The sequence below is a fragment of the Arthrobacter sp. StoSoilB20 genome (assembly GCF_019977295.1).
GTDB classification, from domain to species: Bacteria; Actinomycetota; Actinomycetes; order Actinomycetales; family Micrococcaceae; genus Arthrobacter; species Arthrobacter nicotinovorans_A.
Genome location: NZ_AP024651.1, coordinates 241,858 through 259,739, shown reverse-complemented (window position 1 = coordinate 259,739; position 17,882 = coordinate 241,858). Strand labels below are relative to the sequence as shown.

19 protein-coding genes and 1 tRNA gene are annotated in these 17,882 nt (G+C 61.9%); 8 read left to right on the top strand and 12 right to left on the bottom strand.

Going from position 1 to position 17,882, the window contains the following annotated elements; genetic code table 11:
• The first annotated feature begins 71 nt into the window (after nucleotides 1-71).
• The 4 genes from LDN85_RS01285 (at nucleotide 72) to LDN85_RS01270 (ending at nucleotide 2,523) form a co-directional block, all read left to right on the top strand.
• Nucleotides 72-854, top strand: coding sequence for a GAF and ANTAR domain-containing protein (locus LDN85_RS01285; RefSeq protein WP_026541690.1), 783 nt, complete (start codon nucleotides 72-74; stop codon nucleotides 852-854).
• Nucleotides 855-979: 125 nt separating this feature from the next.
• A complete protein-coding gene (locus LDN85_RS01280) occupies nucleotides 980-1,702 on the top strand; it encodes a GAF and ANTAR domain-containing protein (RefSeq protein ID WP_223944369.1) in 723 nt (240 codons plus the stop codon).
• A gap of 11 nt (nucleotides 1,703-1,713) precedes the next feature.
• On the top strand, nucleotides 1,714-2,031 hold the full coding sequence (locus tag LDN85_RS01275; protein WP_035761003.1) for a hypothetical protein: 318 nt from the start codon (nucleotides 1,714-1,716) through the stop codon (nucleotides 2,029-2,031).
• 117 nt (nucleotides 2,032-2,148) lie between these two features.
• Nucleotides 2,149-2,523, top strand: a complete 375-nt coding sequence (locus LDN85_RS01270) for a hypothetical protein (RefSeq protein WP_026541688.1) — start codon at nucleotides 2,149-2,151, stop codon at nucleotides 2,521-2,523.
• Nucleotides 2,524-2,536: 13 nt separating this feature from the next.
• Here LDN85_RS01270 and LDN85_RS01265 read toward each other — a convergent pair whose 3' ends face one another.
• Nucleotides 2,537-4,063, bottom strand: coding sequence for an alpha-N-arabinofuranosidase (locus tag LDN85_RS01265; RefSeq protein ID WP_026541687.1), 1,527 nt, complete (start codon nucleotides 4,061-4,063; stop codon nucleotides 2,537-2,539).
• A gap of 203 nt (nucleotides 4,064-4,266) precedes the next feature.
• On the opposite strand from LDN85_RS01265, the gene LDN85_RS01260 reads away from it, so the two are divergent.
• Nucleotides 4,267-4,887, top strand: coding sequence for a class I SAM-dependent methyltransferase (locus tag LDN85_RS01260; protein WP_026541686.1), 621 nt, complete (start codon nucleotides 4,267-4,269; stop codon nucleotides 4,885-4,887).
• A gap of 61 nt (nucleotides 4,888-4,948) precedes the next feature.
• Here the strand turns inward: LDN85_RS01260 and LDN85_RS01255 are convergent, their stop codons facing one another.
• The 6 genes from LDN85_RS01255 to LDN85_RS01230 form a co-directional block, all read right to left on the bottom strand.
• Entirely contained in the window at nucleotides 4,949-5,548 is a 600-nt protein-coding gene (locus LDN85_RS01255) for a hypothetical protein (RefSeq protein ID WP_026541685.1), read from the bottom strand.
• 83 nt (nucleotides 5,549-5,631) lie between these two features.
• Nucleotides 5,632-6,126: a hypothetical protein gene (locus LDN85_RS01250; RefSeq protein ID WP_026541684.1), complete on the bottom strand. Its 495-nt coding sequence runs from the start codon at nucleotides 6,124-6,126 to the stop codon at nucleotides 5,632-5,634.
• A 193-nt stretch (nucleotides 6,127-6,319) separates the two neighbouring features.
• The gene (locus LDN85_RS01245) at nucleotides 6,320-6,925 is read right to left on the bottom strand and encodes a hypothetical protein (protein ID WP_155854618.1); all 606 of its coding nucleotides are present in this window, start codon (nucleotides 6,923-6,925) and stop codon (nucleotides 6,320-6,322) included.
• Between the two features lie 93 nt (nucleotides 6,926-7,018).
• On the bottom strand, nucleotides 7,019-7,504 hold the full coding sequence (locus LDN85_RS01240; RefSeq protein WP_026541682.1) for a hypothetical protein: 486 nt from the start codon (nucleotides 7,502-7,504) through the stop codon (nucleotides 7,019-7,021).
• 128 nt (nucleotides 7,505-7,632) lie between these two features.
• The gene (locus tag LDN85_RS01235; protein WP_026547988.1) at nucleotides 7,633-9,651 is read right to left on the bottom strand and encodes an alpha/beta hydrolase; all 2,019 of its coding nucleotides are present in this window, start codon (nucleotides 9,649-9,651) and stop codon (nucleotides 7,633-7,635) included.
• A 125-nt stretch (nucleotides 9,652-9,776) separates the two neighbouring features.
• Nucleotides 9,777-9,849, bottom strand: a tRNA-Lys gene (locus tag LDN85_RS01230).
• A 238-nt stretch (nucleotides 9,850-10,087) separates the two neighbouring features.
• On the opposite strand from LDN85_RS01230, the gene LDN85_RS01225 reads away from it, so the two are divergent.
• Nucleotides 10,088-10,747 (top strand): hypothetical protein, encoded by a 660-nt coding sequence (locus LDN85_RS01225; RefSeq protein ID WP_026541680.1) that lies wholly within the window; start codon nucleotides 10,088-10,090, stop codon nucleotides 10,745-10,747.
• A 234-nt stretch (nucleotides 10,748-10,981) separates the two neighbouring features.
• Here LDN85_RS01225 and LDN85_RS01220 read toward each other — a convergent pair whose 3' ends face one another.
• Nucleotides 10,982-11,716, bottom strand: coding sequence for a hypothetical protein (locus LDN85_RS01220; RefSeq protein WP_026541679.1), 735 nt, complete (start codon nucleotides 11,714-11,716; stop codon nucleotides 10,982-10,984).
• A 195-nt stretch (nucleotides 11,717-11,911) separates the two neighbouring features.
• Here LDN85_RS01220 and LDN85_RS01215 point away from each other — a divergent pair, with 195 nt between their 5' ends.
• Together LDN85_RS01215 and LDN85_RS01210 are read left to right on the top strand one after the other, a co-directional pair.
• Entirely contained in the window at nucleotides 11,912-12,529 is a 618-nt protein-coding gene (locus LDN85_RS01215) for a hypothetical protein (protein ID WP_026541678.1), read from the top strand.
• 1 nt (nucleotide 12,530) lies between these two features.
• Complete coding sequence (locus tag LDN85_RS01210; RefSeq protein ID WP_026541677.1) at nucleotides 12,531-13,547, top strand: inorganic phosphate transporter; 1,017 nt, start codon at nucleotides 12,531-12,533, stop codon at nucleotides 13,545-13,547.
• A gap of 171 nt (nucleotides 13,548-13,718) precedes the next feature.
• Here LDN85_RS01210 and pstB read toward each other — a convergent pair whose 3' ends face one another.
• The 4 genes from pstB to pstS all read right to left on the bottom strand — a co-directional run bounded on the left by pstB (nucleotide 13,719) and on the right by pstS (nucleotide 17,868).
• A complete protein-coding gene (gene pstB, locus LDN85_RS01205; protein WP_011772968.1) occupies nucleotides 13,719-14,498 on the bottom strand; it encodes a phosphate ABC transporter ATP-binding protein PstB in 780 nt (259 codons plus the stop codon).
• A gap of 73 nt (nucleotides 14,499-14,571) precedes the next feature.
• Complete coding sequence (pstA, locus tag LDN85_RS01200; RefSeq protein WP_026541676.1) at nucleotides 14,572-15,675, bottom strand: phosphate ABC transporter permease PstA; 1,104 nt, start codon at nucleotides 15,673-15,675, stop codon at nucleotides 14,572-14,574.
• A complete protein-coding gene (gene pstC / locus LDN85_RS01195; protein ID WP_026541675.1) occupies nucleotides 15,676-16,608 on the bottom strand; it encodes a phosphate ABC transporter permease subunit PstC in 933 nt (310 codons plus the stop codon). It lies immediately after the preceding gene.
• A 138-nt stretch (nucleotides 16,609-16,746) separates the two neighbouring features.
• Nucleotides 16,747-17,868 carry a phosphate ABC transporter substrate-binding protein PstS gene (gene pstS, locus LDN85_RS01190; RefSeq protein ID WP_026541674.1) on the bottom strand — a complete coding sequence of 374 codons (1,122 nt, stop codon included), beginning with the start codon at nucleotides 17,866-17,868 and terminating at the stop codon, nucleotides 16,747-16,749.
• Nucleotides 17,869-17,882 lie beyond the last annotated feature (14 nt).

Genomic DNA, 17,882 nt, shown 5'->3' with positions numbered 1-17,882 from the left:
TTTGGATGTGGAAAGAGCATGGAGAACTTGATCAACCTCTGCAGGCTGCACGGCAGTAGTAAGGAATAACCATGACTGAGACCCAGCCATCGGAGCAGATCCCCACCGCTGGCCCATTGGAGGACCACGTCGATCTGACGGACTTCCTGGTGCACTTGCAGGATCTCCTCGCGAATAATGCGGACATCCGCGAATTCCTTCAGGATCTGGCCGAGCTGACTGCCCGCGAACTGACTAAACCCGGGAACACGATTGCTTGCGGGGTGACAGTCATCCGGCAAAAGAAACCTGTTGCCGTGGCGGACAGCGATCCCATGGCCCGCAAACTGGACGATATCCAGAACAGCTTCGGGGACGGACCATGCCTTACGGCGCTTCGGACGCGAACCATCACCCATGTCCCCGATGTCCGGCACGAGGACAGATGGCGGGACTATATGGAAGCCGCTGCCTGCACCGACGTGGGCTCCATTCTGGCTTTGCCCATGGAGTTGAACAGCACCGCAGAGGCTGTGGTCAACCTCTACTCGACCCGCAGCCATGGCTTCTCCCATGACGACGTGGTTGCGGCTGAGCGGGTGACAGCCACCGGGGCGAAAGCTCTGTATTTGGCACTAAGGATCGCCCAACTCAGGGATGCGCGGGAAAATCTCGCGGCTGCCCTGGATTCACGCACGGCGATCGATACCGCCGTCGGAATTATCATGGCCCAGAACCGCTGCAGCAGGGACGCTGCCTTCCAAATTCTGGTCAACGCTTCAAGCCACCGCAACATCAAACTGCGCGTTGTAGCGGAAAACGTCATTGCCCATGTGGCCGGGGATCGAAACATCTCGGCCGCCTTTGAGGAGTAGCAATGGGGATGACGGGTTGAGGCATGAAGCAGGAAGGGCATTAGGCTTGAAATGCAACGTAGGAGTGCAGTGATTCACAGGATGTCCGTGTCGGCCAGCCGACATGAAGAGCCGGGGAGAAGACCATGACGAAGAAGCAGCTTCCTCTTGACGAACTCTCGGGTGCCATCGGCAGGATATTGGGCCTGCTCCTCACCGAGGAAAAGGTGGACCAGGCCGTCCAGAGCCTTTCCCAGGCCATCAAGGAATCCGTGCCGGGGTCAATCGGGGCCGGCGTTTCCATCCTGGATTCCCAGGGCCGCAGGACCAGTACCGGCTTCACGGACAGCATCGTGGAGCAAGTGGACCACCTGCAATATGACCTGGGCCAAGGCCCTTGCCTGACTGCGTGGGCCTCCGAGGAATCCGTCCTCCTCACCGATGTCCGCACAGATACCCGCTGGCCGGAGTGGAGCGACGCCGTCAGCGCCCTGCCCATCCGATCGGTGGTCAGTGCGCCGCTCATGGCCAATGGTCACAGCATCGGCGCCATCAAGGTCTACGCATCCGAGACTGATGTTTTCGATGCTTCTTCCACGTACCTCATGGAGCTTTTTGCTTCCCCGGCCGCCACGCTCCTCTCCCATATCCAGAGCGCCGAGACACCCCGACGCATCTCCGAAGGGCTTCAGGCCGCACTTTACAGCCGGGACGTAGTCAACCGTGCCTGCGGAATCCTCATGGAACGCCACAAAACTACCCACGAGCGGGCCCTCCAACAACTCATCCTGCAATCGCGCGACAAGAACCAAAGCCTGCAGGAAGTCAGTGCGGAACTCGTAGCCGGGATACCGGCAAACGGGAACTAAGGCCGCAGGACATGGGCTTCGACAACAACGAACCCGAGCAACGCCGCAGACTCCATGCGGCACTCTCGGGCGCGGGTGTCACCACAGGCACTTTATGGCTGCAGTACTTCAGCATCGGTGGATCGGTGGGTGAGTACGAGGTTGAGGCGTACCTGCAGGGCATGCTTTCCCTCCCCGAATTGGAACGCGACCTCCTGGCCATGGCCGCAAACGAGCTTTCCAACAGCGGACCCGGACCGCACGCGCCGTACGCCGACGAGCTTCCCCTGGACGAAACGCCTCGTCCCGCGGAAGGCGAATTGCCCGACGACGGCGACGACCCCCGGTAGGCGTCACACACCGCTCATCCCCGTGCAACGAGCCTGCAACAAACATGGGCAAAGCTGTAGTCAACCAGCACACAGCTGACGGCAACCAGACAGCGAAGCGAGCCGAGGGGAGCAGACATGAGCATTGCAAACAGGGATCTTTTCCAGGCACTGAAGACCCAAGCCAGCCTGGCGCAGGCATTTGGCGCCATGCCTGGAAGCAAGGAAGAACCGCATCCACTAAGTCCGGGTGATTACATCGAGGCCTGGCACAACGGCCGCCTCTACCACCGCGGCAGCGTGGTGAAAACCGTTGCCGGCACGGACCTTTTCTGGCTCACGGACGATACCGGAAGCCGCCGGCTCCTGGACATGGAGTCCATGGAAATCGTGACCGTCGACCAGCCGGCCCCGGCGCCCGCACCGCAGGCACCGGAACCAACCCTGTCCGCAACAGTCACACCGATCTCCGCGTACCCCATGTTCCACGACGGCACGCAGCAGATCGCGTAGCGCTTCGGAAGGACTACGACTCCAGCGACAACCGGATCATGGTCCAGCTCACGGCCGGAAGACCGGCGGTGAGGCGACCGCCGTCGAGCTTTACACTGACGTTCTCAGTGGGCAGGACCGATGTCGAATCGTCGGCAGTGGCCTGCCAGTACGGATCCTTGTTGGTGTAAGTGACGGCCTCAATGACCTTGCCGGCGTTGAGGCTCCCGACGGCGGCATCCAACGTCAGCGCGTCCGTTGCCGAACGGTTCACAGCAAAAACCACGGACTCCTTGGCTTCTGCGTCGTAGGTCGCGACGGCCGACAAGGCTGTGAAACCTGCCGTCTTTTCGGTCTCCAGCAGCGGGGATTCGACGGCGAGGTTCAGCACCGTACCGGAGGCATTTTGCGAGGTGAGCGCGAACGGGTGGAACGTTGTCTGCTTCCAGGCGCGGCCGCCCGGCTCGGTCATGATGGGGGCAATCACGTTGACCAATTGTGCGAGGCTCGCGGAGTGGACGCGGTCCGTATTGCGCAGCAACGTGATGAGGAGATCCCCCACCACCACGGCGTCGGCAACGGTGTAGCGGTCCTCCAGCAGCACCGGCGCCACGGGCCAATCATCTCCTGTGGGCGCCTTGGATTCGTCGCGGGACATGTGCCACACGTTCCACTCATCGAAGGAAATATTGATCTGCTTCCCAGACTTTTTGGCCGACTTCACGTGGTCGATGTGGGAGACCAAGTCCTTGATGAACGCCTCCATCCGGTGCCCGGCTGACAGGTGCTCCTGCAGGTCACCGAAATCCTCAAAGTACTGATGCGCCGAGATCAGGTCCACCAATTCGTACGTCTCATTGAGGACCACGCGCTCCCATTCGCCGAACGTGGGCATGGTGGGTCCGGAACTTCCACAGGCCACCAGTTCCAGGTCCGGGTTGACCATGCGCATCGCCCGCGCCGTTTCGGCGGCAACCCGCGCGTACTCGTCCGCCTTCTTGTGGCCGATCTGCCAGAAGCCGTCCATCTCGTTCCCGAGGCACCACATGGTGATGTTGTGAGGCTCGACGGCGCCATTCGCCTTGCGCTGTTCGGAAAGGGCCGTTCCACCCTTGATGTTGGAGTACTCCAGCAGGTCCAGCGCTTCCTGGGTCCCCCTGGTGCCCAGGTTCACGGCCATCATGGGTTCAACCCCGGCCTTCTCCGACCACTTGGCGAACTCGTCCACGCCCACCAGGTTGGGATCGCTGGAGTGCCAGGCGAGGTCGAGCCTTGTTGGGCGGTCCTCCTTGGGTCCCACTCCGTCTTCCCAGCGGTAGCCGGACACGAAGTTTCCTCCGGGGTACCTGACGGTGGAGACGCCGAGTTCCTTGGTGAGGTCGAGGACGTCGGTGCGGAAGCCGTCGTCGTCCGCTTTCGGGTGCTCAGGCTCGAAAATGCCCGTATAGACGCAGCGTCCGAGGTGCTCAACGAAGGCGCCGAAGGTCTTCCTCCTGACGGGGCCTACGACGAACGCGGGGTCGATGGTGATTTTGGCCGTGGGGTTGTCTTGGTTTCCCAAAGGGCGGGTCCTTGTCTGCTGGTTCTGGTGGTTCTGCCTGCCGATTTACAACGTTATAGAAACTATGCTGACGTGGTGCGGGTGCTGGAGTCAAGGGATTTCTTGCCGGAACGCTTCCTTCCCGCCGTTGTTAGCCGGGCCCACCGTTGTGCGGCCGGTGATTCGAACATGCTCGGGCGCTAACTGCCTCTAGGCTGAGACGCATGTCCTTTGGAGCAGTGAGAGCCGCCTATTCTGCGCGTTCCGACGAGTACACCTCATTGTTCGGGTCCATCAGCAGCACGCATCCGGTCGATAGGGAGCTGGTGTTGTCATGGGCCCAGGGATTGTCCGGGAAAGTCCTCGATGCCGGCTGCGGGCCTGGGCAATGGACAGCCTTTCTGCACTCCGCCGGGGTGGACGTCCAAGGCGTGGACCTGGTACCGGAGTTCATTGAAACGGCCAAGCGGTTCTGTCCGGAGGCTCGGTTCTCTGTCGGGTCACTTCAACGGCTGCCTGCGCCGGATGACTCATTGGCTGGAATCCTCGCTTGGTACTCCCTGATTCACACTCCCCCGGCTGGGATCAGCCGGGTTTTGGACGAGTTTGCCCGCTGCCTCGCTCCCGGCGGTGGCCTCCTGATCGGTTTCTTCGATGGCCCGGCCGGTGAGTCATTCCCGCATGCAGTAACGCCCGCCTACTTTTGGTCAGTGGAGGAAATATCAGCACTGCTGCAGGAAGCCGGTTTCAGCATTGTCAGCACGCACTCCCGCGCCGACCCCGGAGCGCGTCCCCACGCGGCCATCGTCGCGCAACGGCTGCTCACTCCCGGCCGCGTTGGCTGAACGCACCTACGCGCATTGATTTCTGTGCACCAGCCCAGAGTCAACAAGGGGCCAGGGCTCGTCAGCTCTCCTTGGTACTCGGCGAGGGACTGGCACTCGCTTCCTGCCTGTCCAATTCCTCGTAGATTTCATGCTGATTCCCAGCGACGCAGGCGCTGTTCATCTCTAAGCTGAAGCCTTTAGTGGTAGCGGTGAAGGATACGAGATGTCCGCCGTTCTTATTGGCATAGAGACGGATGTTTCCTGGGTCCTTTGGATTTGATTCGACGCAGGTGGTGAAGCCTTTGGATTCCCAAAACGTCTTGACAACGTTGACCGACGATTCCATGTCGAGGGTTTCAAGGGTCTGACTCATGACGCTGTAGTTCACGCCCTCTTCTCCCTTAGGGGTGCTGCAGTCCATGTTTCGGAGGCTTTTATCCGCCCATTTCTGGGGTCCGATGGCTTGTTGGGTTTCGCTTTTGAAGGCGTGGAGATCCGCGAGGGCTTGTTTGAGCTCTTCTACCTGGGCTTTGACGGTTGCGGGGTCGCTGGGGTTGCTTGAGCCGGTCATGGGGATCTCCGTAGTGGCCGGCGTGCAGGCGCTGAGTGCAATACCGGCACAAAACAAGGCGGCAAGAATACCGCGGGCCTTTAGTCGGGCCCGGGATTCATAGGACATACGGTTCACTCTTCCTGAAATCGTTCCAGACTCACGCGCCAGCATGAGGCAGGACAGGACACCCCAGAAGCCAGCACTCTGCGTCAGCTCTCCTTGGTACTCGGCGAGGGACTGGCACTCGCTTTCTGCCTGTCCAATTCCTTGTAGATTTCATGCTGATTCCCGGCGATGCAGACGGTGTCCATTTCCAGGGTGGAGCCTTTGATGTTTGCGTAGTAGGACAGAAGGTGTCCGCCGCTCTCGTTCGCGTAGAGGCGGATGAGGCCCGGGTCCCGGGGGTTGGTTTCGGTGCGGGTAGTGAAGCCCTTGGATTCCCAGAACGCTCTGACCACGCTTACTGATGCCTCCAGTTCAACAGGGTCGGAAGTCTGGCTCAGGATGCTGTAGTTCACGCCGCTTTGCCCGTCGGATGTGGTGCAGGCACTGTTAACCGGGTTGTCGGTATCGGCCCACTGCTGGCTTCCGATGGCTTGTTGGGTTGCGGTTTTGAAGGCCTGGAGGTCGGCGAGGGCTTGCTTGAGTTCTTCAACCTCTGCTTTGACAGTTGCAGGGTCACTGGAACTATTTGAGCCGTTCATGGGATTCTCCGTGGTAGCGGGCGTGCAAGCGCTCAATGCAATGGTCGCGCAGAACAGTCCAGCGAGTATGCGACTGGCCTTTAGTCGGGCCTTGGATTCATAGGACATGTGGTTCACACTTCCTGAAGCCGTTCCACAGGCCAAAAGCCAGCACGAGGCGACATTGGCAGGCTCTTTTGGCGCACCAGACAGCCTAGTTAGCAGACGGAGAGGAGCTGGGGCTAGAAGGGGTCCCGTAAATTTCGGGATACAGCTCCTTGTAGATTGCGGTCTGGTCTCCGGCGACGCAGACAGTGTCCATTTCCAGGCCGGAGCCTTTGACATTCGCGGTGAAGGATATGAGGTTTCCGCCGTTCTGATTGGCGTAGAGACGGATGAGACCAGGGTCCAACGGGTTGGTTTCGACGCGGGTGGTAAAGCCCTTCGATTCCCAGAACATTTTGACGACGTTGACTGATGCTTCCAGGTCGACGGGATCAGAGGTTTGGCTCATGACGCTGTAATTCGCGCCCTCCCTTCCATCACCTGCATTGCAGGCGCTGTTTCGGGTGCCTTTATCGACCCATTTCTGGGGTCCGATGGCTTTCTGGGTTTCGGTTTTGAACGCGTGGAGATCCTTGAGGGCTTGTTTTAGTTCTTCTACCTGGGCTTTGACAGTTGCAGGGTCACTGGAACTGTTTGAGCCGTTCATGGGATTCTCCGTGGTAGCGGGCATGCAGGCGCTCATCGCCATGGCCGCGCCGACCAACGCACCGAGGATGCAGCTAGTCACCGTACGCGTCTTAGGTTCATAAGACATGCGATTCACTCTTCCTGAAACTGTTCCACAGCCCACACACCGGCAGGAGGCAGGACTGGCCCCTCTCCCGGAAGGCATCACGCCGCAACGCCTCTACTCTGCAGTCGGTGAGGGGCTGTCGCTTGCTTCCTGCCTGTCCAGCTCTTTGTAGATTGCGCTGAGGTCTCCGGCGACGCAGGCGCTGTTCATTTCCAGGCCGGAGCCTTTGATGTTTGCGAAGTAGGACACGAGGTGTCCGCCATTCTCGTTGGCGTAGAGGCGGATAAGGCCCGGTTCTCGGGGGTTGGTTTCGGTACGGGTGGTGAAGCCCTTGGATTCCCAGAACGCTCTGACCACGCTTACTGATGCTTCCAGGTCCACGGGGTCAGGCGTTTGGGTCAGGATGCTGTAGTTCACGCCGTCTTGCCCGTCGGAGGTTCTGCAATCCATGTTACGAGTGCCCTTATCGACCCATTTTTGGGGTCCGATGGCTTGTTGGGTTTCGGTTTTGAAGGCGTGGAGATCCGCGAGGGCTTGTTTGAGCTCTTCAACCTGGGCTTTGACGGTCGCAGGGTCGCTGGGATTGGCTGAGCCGGTCATAGGGTTCTCCGTGGTGGGTGTGCAGGCGCTCAGTGCAACGGCCGCGCAGACTAACGCGGCGAGTATGCGACTGGTCTTTATGCGGGCCTTGGGTTCATGGGGCATATGGTTCACTCTTCCTGAGTTGTTCAACGGCCAGCAAATCCCGCCGGCGGTGATAGGGGTCGTGCGGCTGGCAGGATCTGGTCTCCGTTACCGGTTGTTGTTAGGGCAGCTTCATGCAGGGCCGTGGTGTCCCGATCGAGGTATCCGTAGCCATCGCGGGCATCTTTGTGTACCAGTGTGTTGTGTTCTGTGGTGCCTTGGTACTGGGTCCCGTCGATCGTGGCCTCTTCCGAGGAGAAGACTTTTGCGCCGAATGATTCCATGCGCGGATCCTGGCGTTGGAAGCGGCCCAATTGGGCCAGGCCGTCGCCGGCGGCTTCGGTGGCGTAGACCTGCCCGGCAGGGACGTGGAGATCTCCGGCGTTCCGGATCTCTTTCTCTATCCCGGCCGAGCCGAGCATCGTGAAAGAGGCGACGTTCAATGCCGCGGCGGCAAGGGCGTTGGACGTCACGGTGGTGCCGTAGGAATGGGCCAGTACGTTTAAGGTCTCCGGGGTCCTGTTGCCCAAGCCTTCCCTGACGGCGTTGAAACCTTGCAGGTCAACGATGAACCGGTCGGCGCCTGCCCGTGCTGCATCGCCGCTGTTCACAGTCGGAACCGTGGGCGGTTCATAGTTGATCCACGCCACCACAGCGAAGGTCTCGTTCTCGGAAAGCAACTGCTGGTGCCGCTGGAGGTTCGCGGCGTTTTTCGCCCAGTCGTTGAAACCGCTTTGAGGTGTGATGAGCATGCCGGACACAGCGTAGGTAACGTTGTCAGCCGTATCGGGATTACCCGCAGAGACCTGTGCCTTCGGTGAGCCGTGAGTCAGATCGAAACCCAGCAGGACAGCGTTGATTCCGCCCGCGTTCCTCAGTGCCTCGGTGATGCCATCCAGCGCTTTCTGCTGCGTTTGCAGCCGGGTCCAAGCCGGGTTGGTCATGGACATGCCCTGGCTGGCGGGCAGTAGTTGTGGCGTTCTGGCCAGTTCGGCGTTGATGCGTTCCTGCTCGGTGATGAGGCGTTTGCGGTTGGCGAGGTTCCGGGCGGTCGCGGTGATTCCGTTCAGATTCCCGATGACTCCGGGGATGGCCTCGATCAGGAGCAACTGGGCCTCGCCGGGTTCAAGTGTCCCGCCAGCGGCTGTCTGGCCGAACCCAGCCCACCACTTTGCTATCACCACGGGGTCCTGCCCTGGTTGTTCAAGCAGCCCCTGAAGTCGGTCCTTGTTCGCAGGTGCGGCGAGCCAGGCTTTCAATTGATCGGCGTTTAGGGCCCCGATGTCGTTCAAACCGACTTGCCCCGGTGGTGCGTACTGTATGAGGGCGCTGTTGAGCATGGTGTCGGCCATGGAGCCGCTGCCGGCTGTTTCGAATGCCGCGGCGATCTGTTCAAGCCACGTCGCGTCAGCGGCGTTCTCAGTCAGCAGTTGCTCGAATCCGGACACGAACGTGACACTGCCGCTATTCACCCAAGAACACGCGGAGGTGAAACCGCTCCACGCGTTTCGGATTCTCCCCAGCTCCGCGTTCAGGATGTTCGTGAAGGCGCGGGATTGGGACACAAATTCGCGCAGTTTTCCAGGATCAGCTGAGCTGGTTGCGCCCCCCGCTCCGCCGGCGAACCGGGCCCGGTCCCTCGCCGAGAACACCGCTGAAATCGTCGGTGCAGCGACCGGCCATTCCATGGGCATCGGATCGATCGCCACGCTCTGGAAAGTCTGAAAGTGTTGTTCACGGAAATCGGCGCGTTGCTGCCACGCAGCAAGTTCCTTCAGCCGGGACTTCTCTTCCCGTGCCTTGACCTTTGCTTGCCTGACGTCCTCCGCCAACGCCGCAAGGACACCGGCAAGCCGGCCCCGGTCATCGGCCCGGACGGCCAGAGCGTTGTTGAACAAGGTCGCATAGCCGCCCTTGAAGTCCTCCATCGCGTAACCCGTGGCGACACCAACGAAGCTACCCTCGGAGCGCAGGGTCTGATCCGCGGAATCAGCAGCGTTGATCAGAGCGTCGGCGGCACCATCGTCGAACGCAATCTCCACCGCCGTATCAAAGATCCCCACGCCTGGCCCCCTCGCTTGAACAGTTAATCCATCGAATAGCATAACCGATGGAATCGCAGCGTGGGACGTGACCGGGAAAATAAAAACAGGCCGGAGACTCAAGGTCTCCGGCCTGTCTTGGAGGGTGGGCCCTGTGGGGATCGAACCCACGACCCACGGATTAAAAGTCCGATGCTCTACCAACTGAGCTAAAGGCCCCTCCAGCTGTAGAAACAGCCATGAATACTGTACCCCAACGTCACGGCAGACGAGGAACTCAACCGGACACGCGCCGTCGTCACCTTCTTTGGGTGAACGTTCGACGGCGGCGTGGGGCGGCCGAGGCGTGTAGGGCCCGGGACGGGGGCAAAGTGGGTGGTGAAGGCACAGCGCCGGCAAGGGCGCAGCCCGGCAACCGTTACTCGACCCCACCAGAGCACAGGAGTACGGTGAACTCATGAGCGAACAGCCAGGACCACGCGCGTACGGCGGAGCAAACAGGCACCACAAGCCCAAGCCTTTTGCCCCGATCGATTTCGAACCGTTCGCCGGCGGGGCGGATCCCGCTCGGGTTTCCGAGGCAGCCCACCTTGCTGCACAGGCATTGGTGCGGCGGGGGCGCGACAGCGACGACCCCAAGGTCACCCACCGCCTGGTGAAACTGGCCGACGAACAGGGCTTGGAAGCCATCGCTGAGATGTGGGCCGAGAGCCCGGCACGGAGCCTCCCGGGCGCGCTGTGGCGGCTCTATGCCCTCCGCGCCGCCACCATCCAGAACCCTGAAAGAATCTCCGTCTATTTCCGGGCCGGACGCGATACGGCGCAGGTTGCCAATGTGGTGGCAGGTGCCGCGGAGCCGCCCGGAGCAGACGAAATGAAGACCATGGCTGACGCCATTTTGTCCGGTGCGTTCGACGGCGAGTTCGACGTCGCGCTGGAACGTTCCGCTGCTTTCTGCCGCGTAGTAGCACTCGGCCAGGCGACCCTGGCGGACGGGGCGGAGCACAGCAATGAAGGCCATGCGAGCAAGCTGACCCGCAACTCGCACCAGCTGGTCAAAACGGCCGAGGACCTTGAGCACGCGGCCAACGCGTGGCGGCTGGGCGAGCTGGACTAGCGGGCAAACAGGGCGAAACGTACCCACGCCGGCGCCGGACTGTCAATGTTGACTTAGGCCGCCGGACGGTGAAAACTAAAACTGGTGTCGAACCGCGAAACCCCCGGGCTTCAACTTATAGCCGCTTCGAGCGGCCTACCGCCGAGAGGCGTATCCGGTTCGGCACCATTTTAATGCCCAAACGCAGAATGCCCGGGCCGGCACTGGGGCAGACCCGGGCGAAGCCGCAAGGAACTACTTCAGCGTGACGGTGGTTTCTGCCTTTTCCTTCTTGGCGTGGTCCAGCTTGCCGTCAGCGCCGGCAGGAGTCATGGTCGCCGCGATCTCCGTTTCCTTGCCCGCTGTGTAGGCAAAGTTCTCGGCAATGTTGAACGACTCCCCCGGCTTCAGCACGAACGGGGCCTCTTCCTTCAGCTTGGTCCCGCTGCTGGAGAGCCCATGCTTCTTAAAACCGTCGCTGCTGGAATCCGAGGGCATACCGCCAAGGTACTTCCAGTCGGTGTACTTTGCCGACGGAGTAATCAGGGAATGGCTCAGGGGAATATCGGCCGAGGAAGTGTTGGTGACCACGTAGTTCAGGTACACCACCGGATCACCCTTCTTCAGCAGGTTCTCCTTGGTTTCCTTGTCCACGAACATGCTGTCCTTGGACGCCACATCCGTGGCCACCTGGTAAACGTCCACACTGAAGCTCTCGCCCTTGAAGTTCCCGAGCTTCTCGCCGGCATCTGAAATGGGGAGCGCCCAGGCCGCCGCAGTGTACTCACCCGAGGAAGTACCGGCACCCTCCGAAGAAGCTCCGGACGGCGAGGCCGACGACGACGAGGATGGCGCCGACGCCGACGAAGAAGGAGAAGACGATCCGGAACCACCCGTCGTCGAGCCCGCCGTGGTGGTGCCGCAGGCACTGAGCGCGAGCAGTCCAGCTGCTGCGATGCTGGTGATTTTTACAACATTATTGAGACGCATAGTTCCCCCATTGAGTGGATTAATCCGGAGCTTTGCCAGTCTTTCACAGTGCGGGCTGCGCTGCGATGGGGACTTCTGCCCTCCATGCCCCCTGCCCTTCGCGGGAGCACTCTACGGCCCGGTAAAGTTGGGACCGAAATGGGCTGCGTCAAGTCAAGCTGCCCACGCCCATCCGTCCCCAGCCCGGAAAGCGATATGAAGCTGCGCCTTTTCCCACAGGAACCTGCCGGGCTCGTCCTCCTCGCGCAGATGGCCGGCGTGATCGTGGCCGGCACCGGGACGCTCTCCGAAATACTCGGAGCCCCCGCCAGCGAGCACGAGCGCCTGGCCGAAGAACTGCACGAGCACGAGTCCAAGTCCCTGGACCTGCACTTCGCCCTGCTCACGCATATGCGCACCAGCTTCGTGAACCCGCTCCCCCGCGAGGATATGTACACACTGTCCCGCCACCTCACCGAGGCCATGGAGAAGCTTGACGCCGCCGGAGACCTGGTGGCCATCTACAAGCTGGACCGGCTCCCCAAGCGCGCAGCCGATCAACTGGAGATCATCAGCCGGCAGGCCGAGCTGACCGTGGACGCGATGCGAAAGCTGGAGGACCTGGACGAGCTCGAGGATTATTGGATCGAGATCCTCCGGCTGGCCAAACGGGCTGAACGGACTCACCGCATCTGGGTTGCGGAGATGCTCAAGGACATGAAGTCCACGCAGTACGCACGGCACCGGGACATCGCCAACCAGCTGGTGGAAGTAACCAAGGACATGCGGAAGGTCGCCACCCAGGTAGGCAGCATCATCGTCAAGGAATCATGACGTGACCATCGCTATCCTGGTCCTGGTAATTGGCCTGGCTTCCGGGTTCGCTTTCCTGAACGGCTTCCGGGATGTCTCCAACGCCGTTGCCCTGTCCACGCGGACCCGTGCTCTTACTCCTTCAATCGCCGTGCTCCTGGCCGCGATCTTCAACTTTGCAGGTGCCATGCTCAGCGGCACCTTCATCCTGGCCTTCACCCAGTCCTGGATCACGCTCCCCAGCGGCACCAGCGGCTTGACCATCCTCGCCTCAGCGCTCACCGCCTCCATCCTGTGGGGCGTTTATGCGTGGTGGAGGGGTATCCCTTTGTCCTCCACCAATTCCTTGGTTGGCGGGCTGATCGGCGCCGGCGCAGCCAGCGTGCTGGTGGGTGGCAACGCAGTGGACGGCATGGATAACGTCATGCTCACCCAGGTTGTGCTGCCATTGGTGCTGTCTCCGCTCATCGCGTTCGCAGCCGCGTACCTTTTGGTGTGGCCCGTCACGTGGGCAGCGCGTTACACGCAACCGAACGTGGTCAACCGGCGATTCCGCCGGGGCCAGGCGATCTCCGCCGCTGCCGTGGCTTTTGGCCACGGGCTCCAGGACGGTCAGCGCACCGCCGCGGTCATGGTTCTTGCAGTGGTGGCCGCGGGGTTGTCCGGCGGGAATGACGTGCCGCTCTGGATCCTGCTGCTCACGGCCCTCATGCTCACCGCGGGGACCATGTTCGGCGGTTGGAGGATTTCCCACACCCTTGGCCACAAACTGATCAGGGTGGATCCGCTGCGGGGCTTTGTGGCACAAACCTTGACGTCCGTGATGTTGTTCATCGGCGCAATCGGGTTCCACCTGCCGCTGTCCACCACCCATACGCTGACCGCGTCGGTGCTGGGTGCGGGCGTGAACCAACGGTTCCACGCCGTCAACAGGCGCTTGGTCCGGAGAATCCTGTTGTTCTGGGTGGCTACGCCCCTGGTCACAGCCGCAGCCGCCTTCATCCTTGAGCTGGCGTTCTCGCCCCTCGCGGACCTGTAACCCCCGGGCCTCCCCCAACTGAGTAACAGCAAACGCGCAATGAGCGCCCATTGCGACGTTTGCTGTTACCTACTTGGGCAAGAAAAAACGACGGCGGCCGTACCCCCAAGGCGACGGCCGCCGTCGTTATCTGCCGACTCCCCCCATAGAAGCCGGAACCTGCGGAACCCTTTATCCGAAGCGGCCGGAGACGTAGTCCTCCGTTGCCTTCTGGCCGGGGTTGTTGAAGATGCTGGTGGTGTCAGCGAACTCGATCAGCTTGCCGGGCTTGCCGGTGCCTGCGATGTTGAAGAACGCGGTCTTGTCAGAGACACGGGCGGCCTGCTGCATGTTGTGGGTCACGATCACCACGGTGTACTGGTCCTTGAGCTCGTTGATGAGGTCCTCAACGGCCAGCGTGGAGATGGGGTCCAGCGCGGAGCAGGGCTCGTCCATGAGGATCACCTGGGGCTCCACGGCGATGGCGCGGGCGATGCAAAGGCGCTGCTGCTGGCCACCTGAAAGGCCGGAGCCGGGCTTGTCCAGGCGGTCCTTGACCTCGTTCCACAGGTTGGCGCCCACCAAGGACTTCTCCACCAGGGCATCGGCTGCGCCCTTGGAGATCTTCTTGTTGTTCAGCTTCACGCCGGCCAGCACGTTGTCGCGGATGGACATGGTGGGGAACGGGTTGGGGCGCTGGAAAACCATGCCCACCTGGGTGCGGACAGTTACGGGGTCCACGCCGGGGCCGTAGAGGTTGTCGCCGTCCAGGAGGACTTCGCCTTCTACTCGCGCGCCGGGAAGGACCTCGTGCATGCGGTTCAGGGTGCGGAGGAACGTGGACTTGCCGCAGCCGGAGGGGCCGATGAAGGCCGTTACGGACTTGGCCTGGATGTTGATGTTGACGTCTTCGACGGCCAGGAAGTTGCCGTAGTAGACATTCAGGTCTTTGACGTCGATGCGCTTGGACATGGTGTTCCTTTGTTCCTTGGGGGTGTGGAAGTTTTTGTAGGGGCCGCTGCGGATCACCGCGCGGCCTGCCCGGTCAGCGTCCCGTCTTGGGAGCGAACAGGCGGGCGATGAGGCGGGCTCCGAGGTTCAGGAGCATCACCAGGATGATCAGCACCAGCGCGGCGCCCCAGGCACGCTGGTCCGACGGCTCAGGGTTGGACGGCGACGTCGGGTTGAGGATCTGCGTGTAAATGAAAGTGGGCAGCGAAGCCATCCATCCACCGAACACGTTGTTGTTGATGGTGGTGGCAAAACCCGCCGTCACCAGGATCGGGGCGGTTTCGCCGATCACGCGGGCGATCGCGAGGGTCACGCCTGAAGCGATGCCGGAGATCGCCGTCGGAATAACCACCTTGGTGATGGTGCGCCATTTACGGACGCCCAGCGCGTAGGACGCCTCGCGGAGCTCGTTCGGGACGATCTTGAGCATTTCCTCGCTGGAGCGGACCACAACAGGGATCATCAGGACTGAAAGCGCGACGGCGGCTACCGCACCGGTCTTGGTGCCGGGGCCCACGATGGCGAAGAAGAACGCTGCCGCGAAGAGGCCGGCCACGATCGACGGGATGCCGGTCATGACATCCACGAAGAACGTGATGGCGCGGGCCAGCGGACGGTCGTTGCCGTACTCCACCAGGTAGATGGATGTCAGGAGGCCTACGGGGACCGAGATCACCGTGGCAAGGAGCGTGATCTGGAGCGTCCCCATCAGTGCGTGGTAGATACCGCCCAGGACGGGGGCGCCTTCCTCCACTGCCTTGTTGTCGAAGGCGCCGGTGACACCGTTCATTGAGGTGCCGAGGAAGCCGGGGGTGATGAGCCCGGGGATGCCGTTGACCAGGACCGTGACGATGACGGAGACCAAAGGCAGGAGCGCAACAAGGAACGAGCCCACTACCAGGCAGGTGGCAAGCTTGTCCTTCGCTTTGCGGGAACCCTCAACGGCGGCACTCCAGGAGACCAGGCCCACGGCGAACAGGATGGCTGAGACAAGCCCCCAGCCGAAGGCATTGAAGCCGATGAGCGCCAGGATTGCCGCACCCACAACGAGCGCGACGGCCAGGACAATGTAGGGCGCGAACTTGGGCAGCTGGCCCTTGGTGAGCGCTGAGCGCTTGCGGACTACTGTGGCGGACATTTAGTTGGCTCCCGAGAATTCTTTGTGCCGGGTGATGATCCAGCGGGCGATCATGTTCACGCCCAGGGTGATGACGAACAGCACCAGGCCGGCGGCGATCAACGTGTTGACCTTGAGGCCGCTGGCTTCGGGGAAGTTCAGGGCGATTTCCGCGGCGATGGTCTGGTTTCCGGACTGGATGAGGCTGGCCGTCAGGACACCGGAGGAGAGCACCAAGGCAACGGCCATGGTCTCACCGAGTGCCCGGCCAAGGCCCAGCATGATGGCACTGATGATGCCCGGGCGGCCAAAGGGCAGCACAGCCATCTTGATCATTTCCCAGCGGGTGGCTCCCAGCGCAAGCGCTGCTTCCTCGTGCAGCTTGGGGGTCTGCAGGAAGATTTCACGGGACAGGGAGGTAATGATGGGCAGGACCATGACGGACAGGACGATGCCTGCGGTCAGGATGGTCTTGCCGGTAGCCGACGCCGGTCCTTCGAAGATCGGAATCCAGCCGAGGTAGGTGGCCAGCCAGTCGTAGGCGGGGGAGATTTCCTTGGCCAGGAAGGCTGCACCCCAGGCGCCATAGACAACGGAGGGGATGGCGGCGAGCAGGTCCACCACGTAGCCCAGGCCCGATGCGAGGCGGCGGGGAGCGTAGTGCGAGATGAACAGTGCCACGCCGATGGCCACGGGGGTGGCGATGACGAGCGCGATGACTGCGGCAATGAGGGTGCCCACCACGATCGGGGCAATGTAGGCGAAGAAGCCGTTGCCGCCCTGGATGTCTTCTGCGGGGGCGGTGAGCGCGGGGATCGCCTGCACCACAAGGAACAATGCGACTCCGAAGAGAACCGCGAGAATCAGGCACCCTGCGGCCATGGCGGCCCCGGAGAAAACCTTGTCCCCGGCGCGTCCTGCGCCTTGGGAGGTTGTCAGGGAGTTGGTGGTCACTTCACGTTCCTTCAGTCTGGAGTGAACTGGTCTTACATGGCTAAGTTCCCTGCCCCGGTCCGGTGCCGCGGCGGCCACCGGAGAGCGGGACAGGGAACTTCAGTGTTCAGCCGGGTTCAGTAAACCCGCCGGGAAACCTTAGGACTTGGCCTTGATGGTTTCGATAGCGGCCGTAGCCTTGTCCTGCAGCGTCTTGGACAGCGGCGCCGACTTTGCGGCGTCAGCTGCGGTCTTCTGTCCTTCGTCGGAAACGACGTAGCTTTCGAAGGCCTTGACCAGATCGGCAACTTCCTTGGTCTCGTAGGTGGTGCACACAACGTGGTAGGAGACGAGGACTACGGGGTAGGCGCCCGCTGCGGTGGTCTTGCGGTCCAGCTTGATGGCGACGTCATTTGCGGCGCGGCCGTCAACGGGCTTGCCGGCTTCGACAGCCTTTGCGGCAGCGTCGGCGGAGATCTTGACGAACTCGTCGCCCACCTTGATGGAGGCGGTGCCCAGCTTGCCGGAGACAGCGGAGTCATCAGCGTAGGTCACGGCACCGGGGGTGTCGGTGACGGTCTTGACGACGCCGGAGGTGCCCTTGGCGTTCTCGCCGGCCAGGCTTGCGGGCCAAACGCCGGCAGCCTTGTCCGTCCAGACCTCAGGAGCGGCAGCTGCGAGGTAATCGGTGAAGTTGGTGGTGGTTCCGGAGTCGTCGGAGCGGTTCACCGGAGTGACCTTAAGGTCCGGCAGGGTGACGCCTTCGTTGAGGGCGGCGATTGCGGGATCGTTCCACTTGGCGATCTGGCCGCGGAAGATCTTGGCGACCGTCGCGGCGTCGAGCTTCAGTTCCTTGACGTCCGGAATGTTGAAGGCGACGGCGATCGGGGAGATGTACACCGGGATGTTGATGGCGCCGTCGGGGCCGCACTTGGCCTTGGAGCTCTCCAGCTCCTCGTCCTTGAGGTAGGCGTCGGAGCCGGCGAACTGTGCCGAACCGTCGATGATGGCCTTGCGGCCTGCGCCGGAACCATCCGGGGAGTACTGGACCGTAGCACCGGAGTTGGCAGTGGCGAAGCCGGCCTTCCAGGCGTCCATGGCTGCGCCGGTGGAGGAGGCGCCGATGCCGGTAAGGGTGCCGGTCACCTTGGTGCCGGATGCTGAAGTCTGGGTGCCGCCAGTGGTGCCCGTTGCGTTGTCTGAACCGCAAGCAGTGAGCGCGAGAGCGCCGGCTGCGATGACCGCGATTGCCGCGTTGCGGCCGAAGTGAGTTGCCTTCACTTGGATGTGCCCCT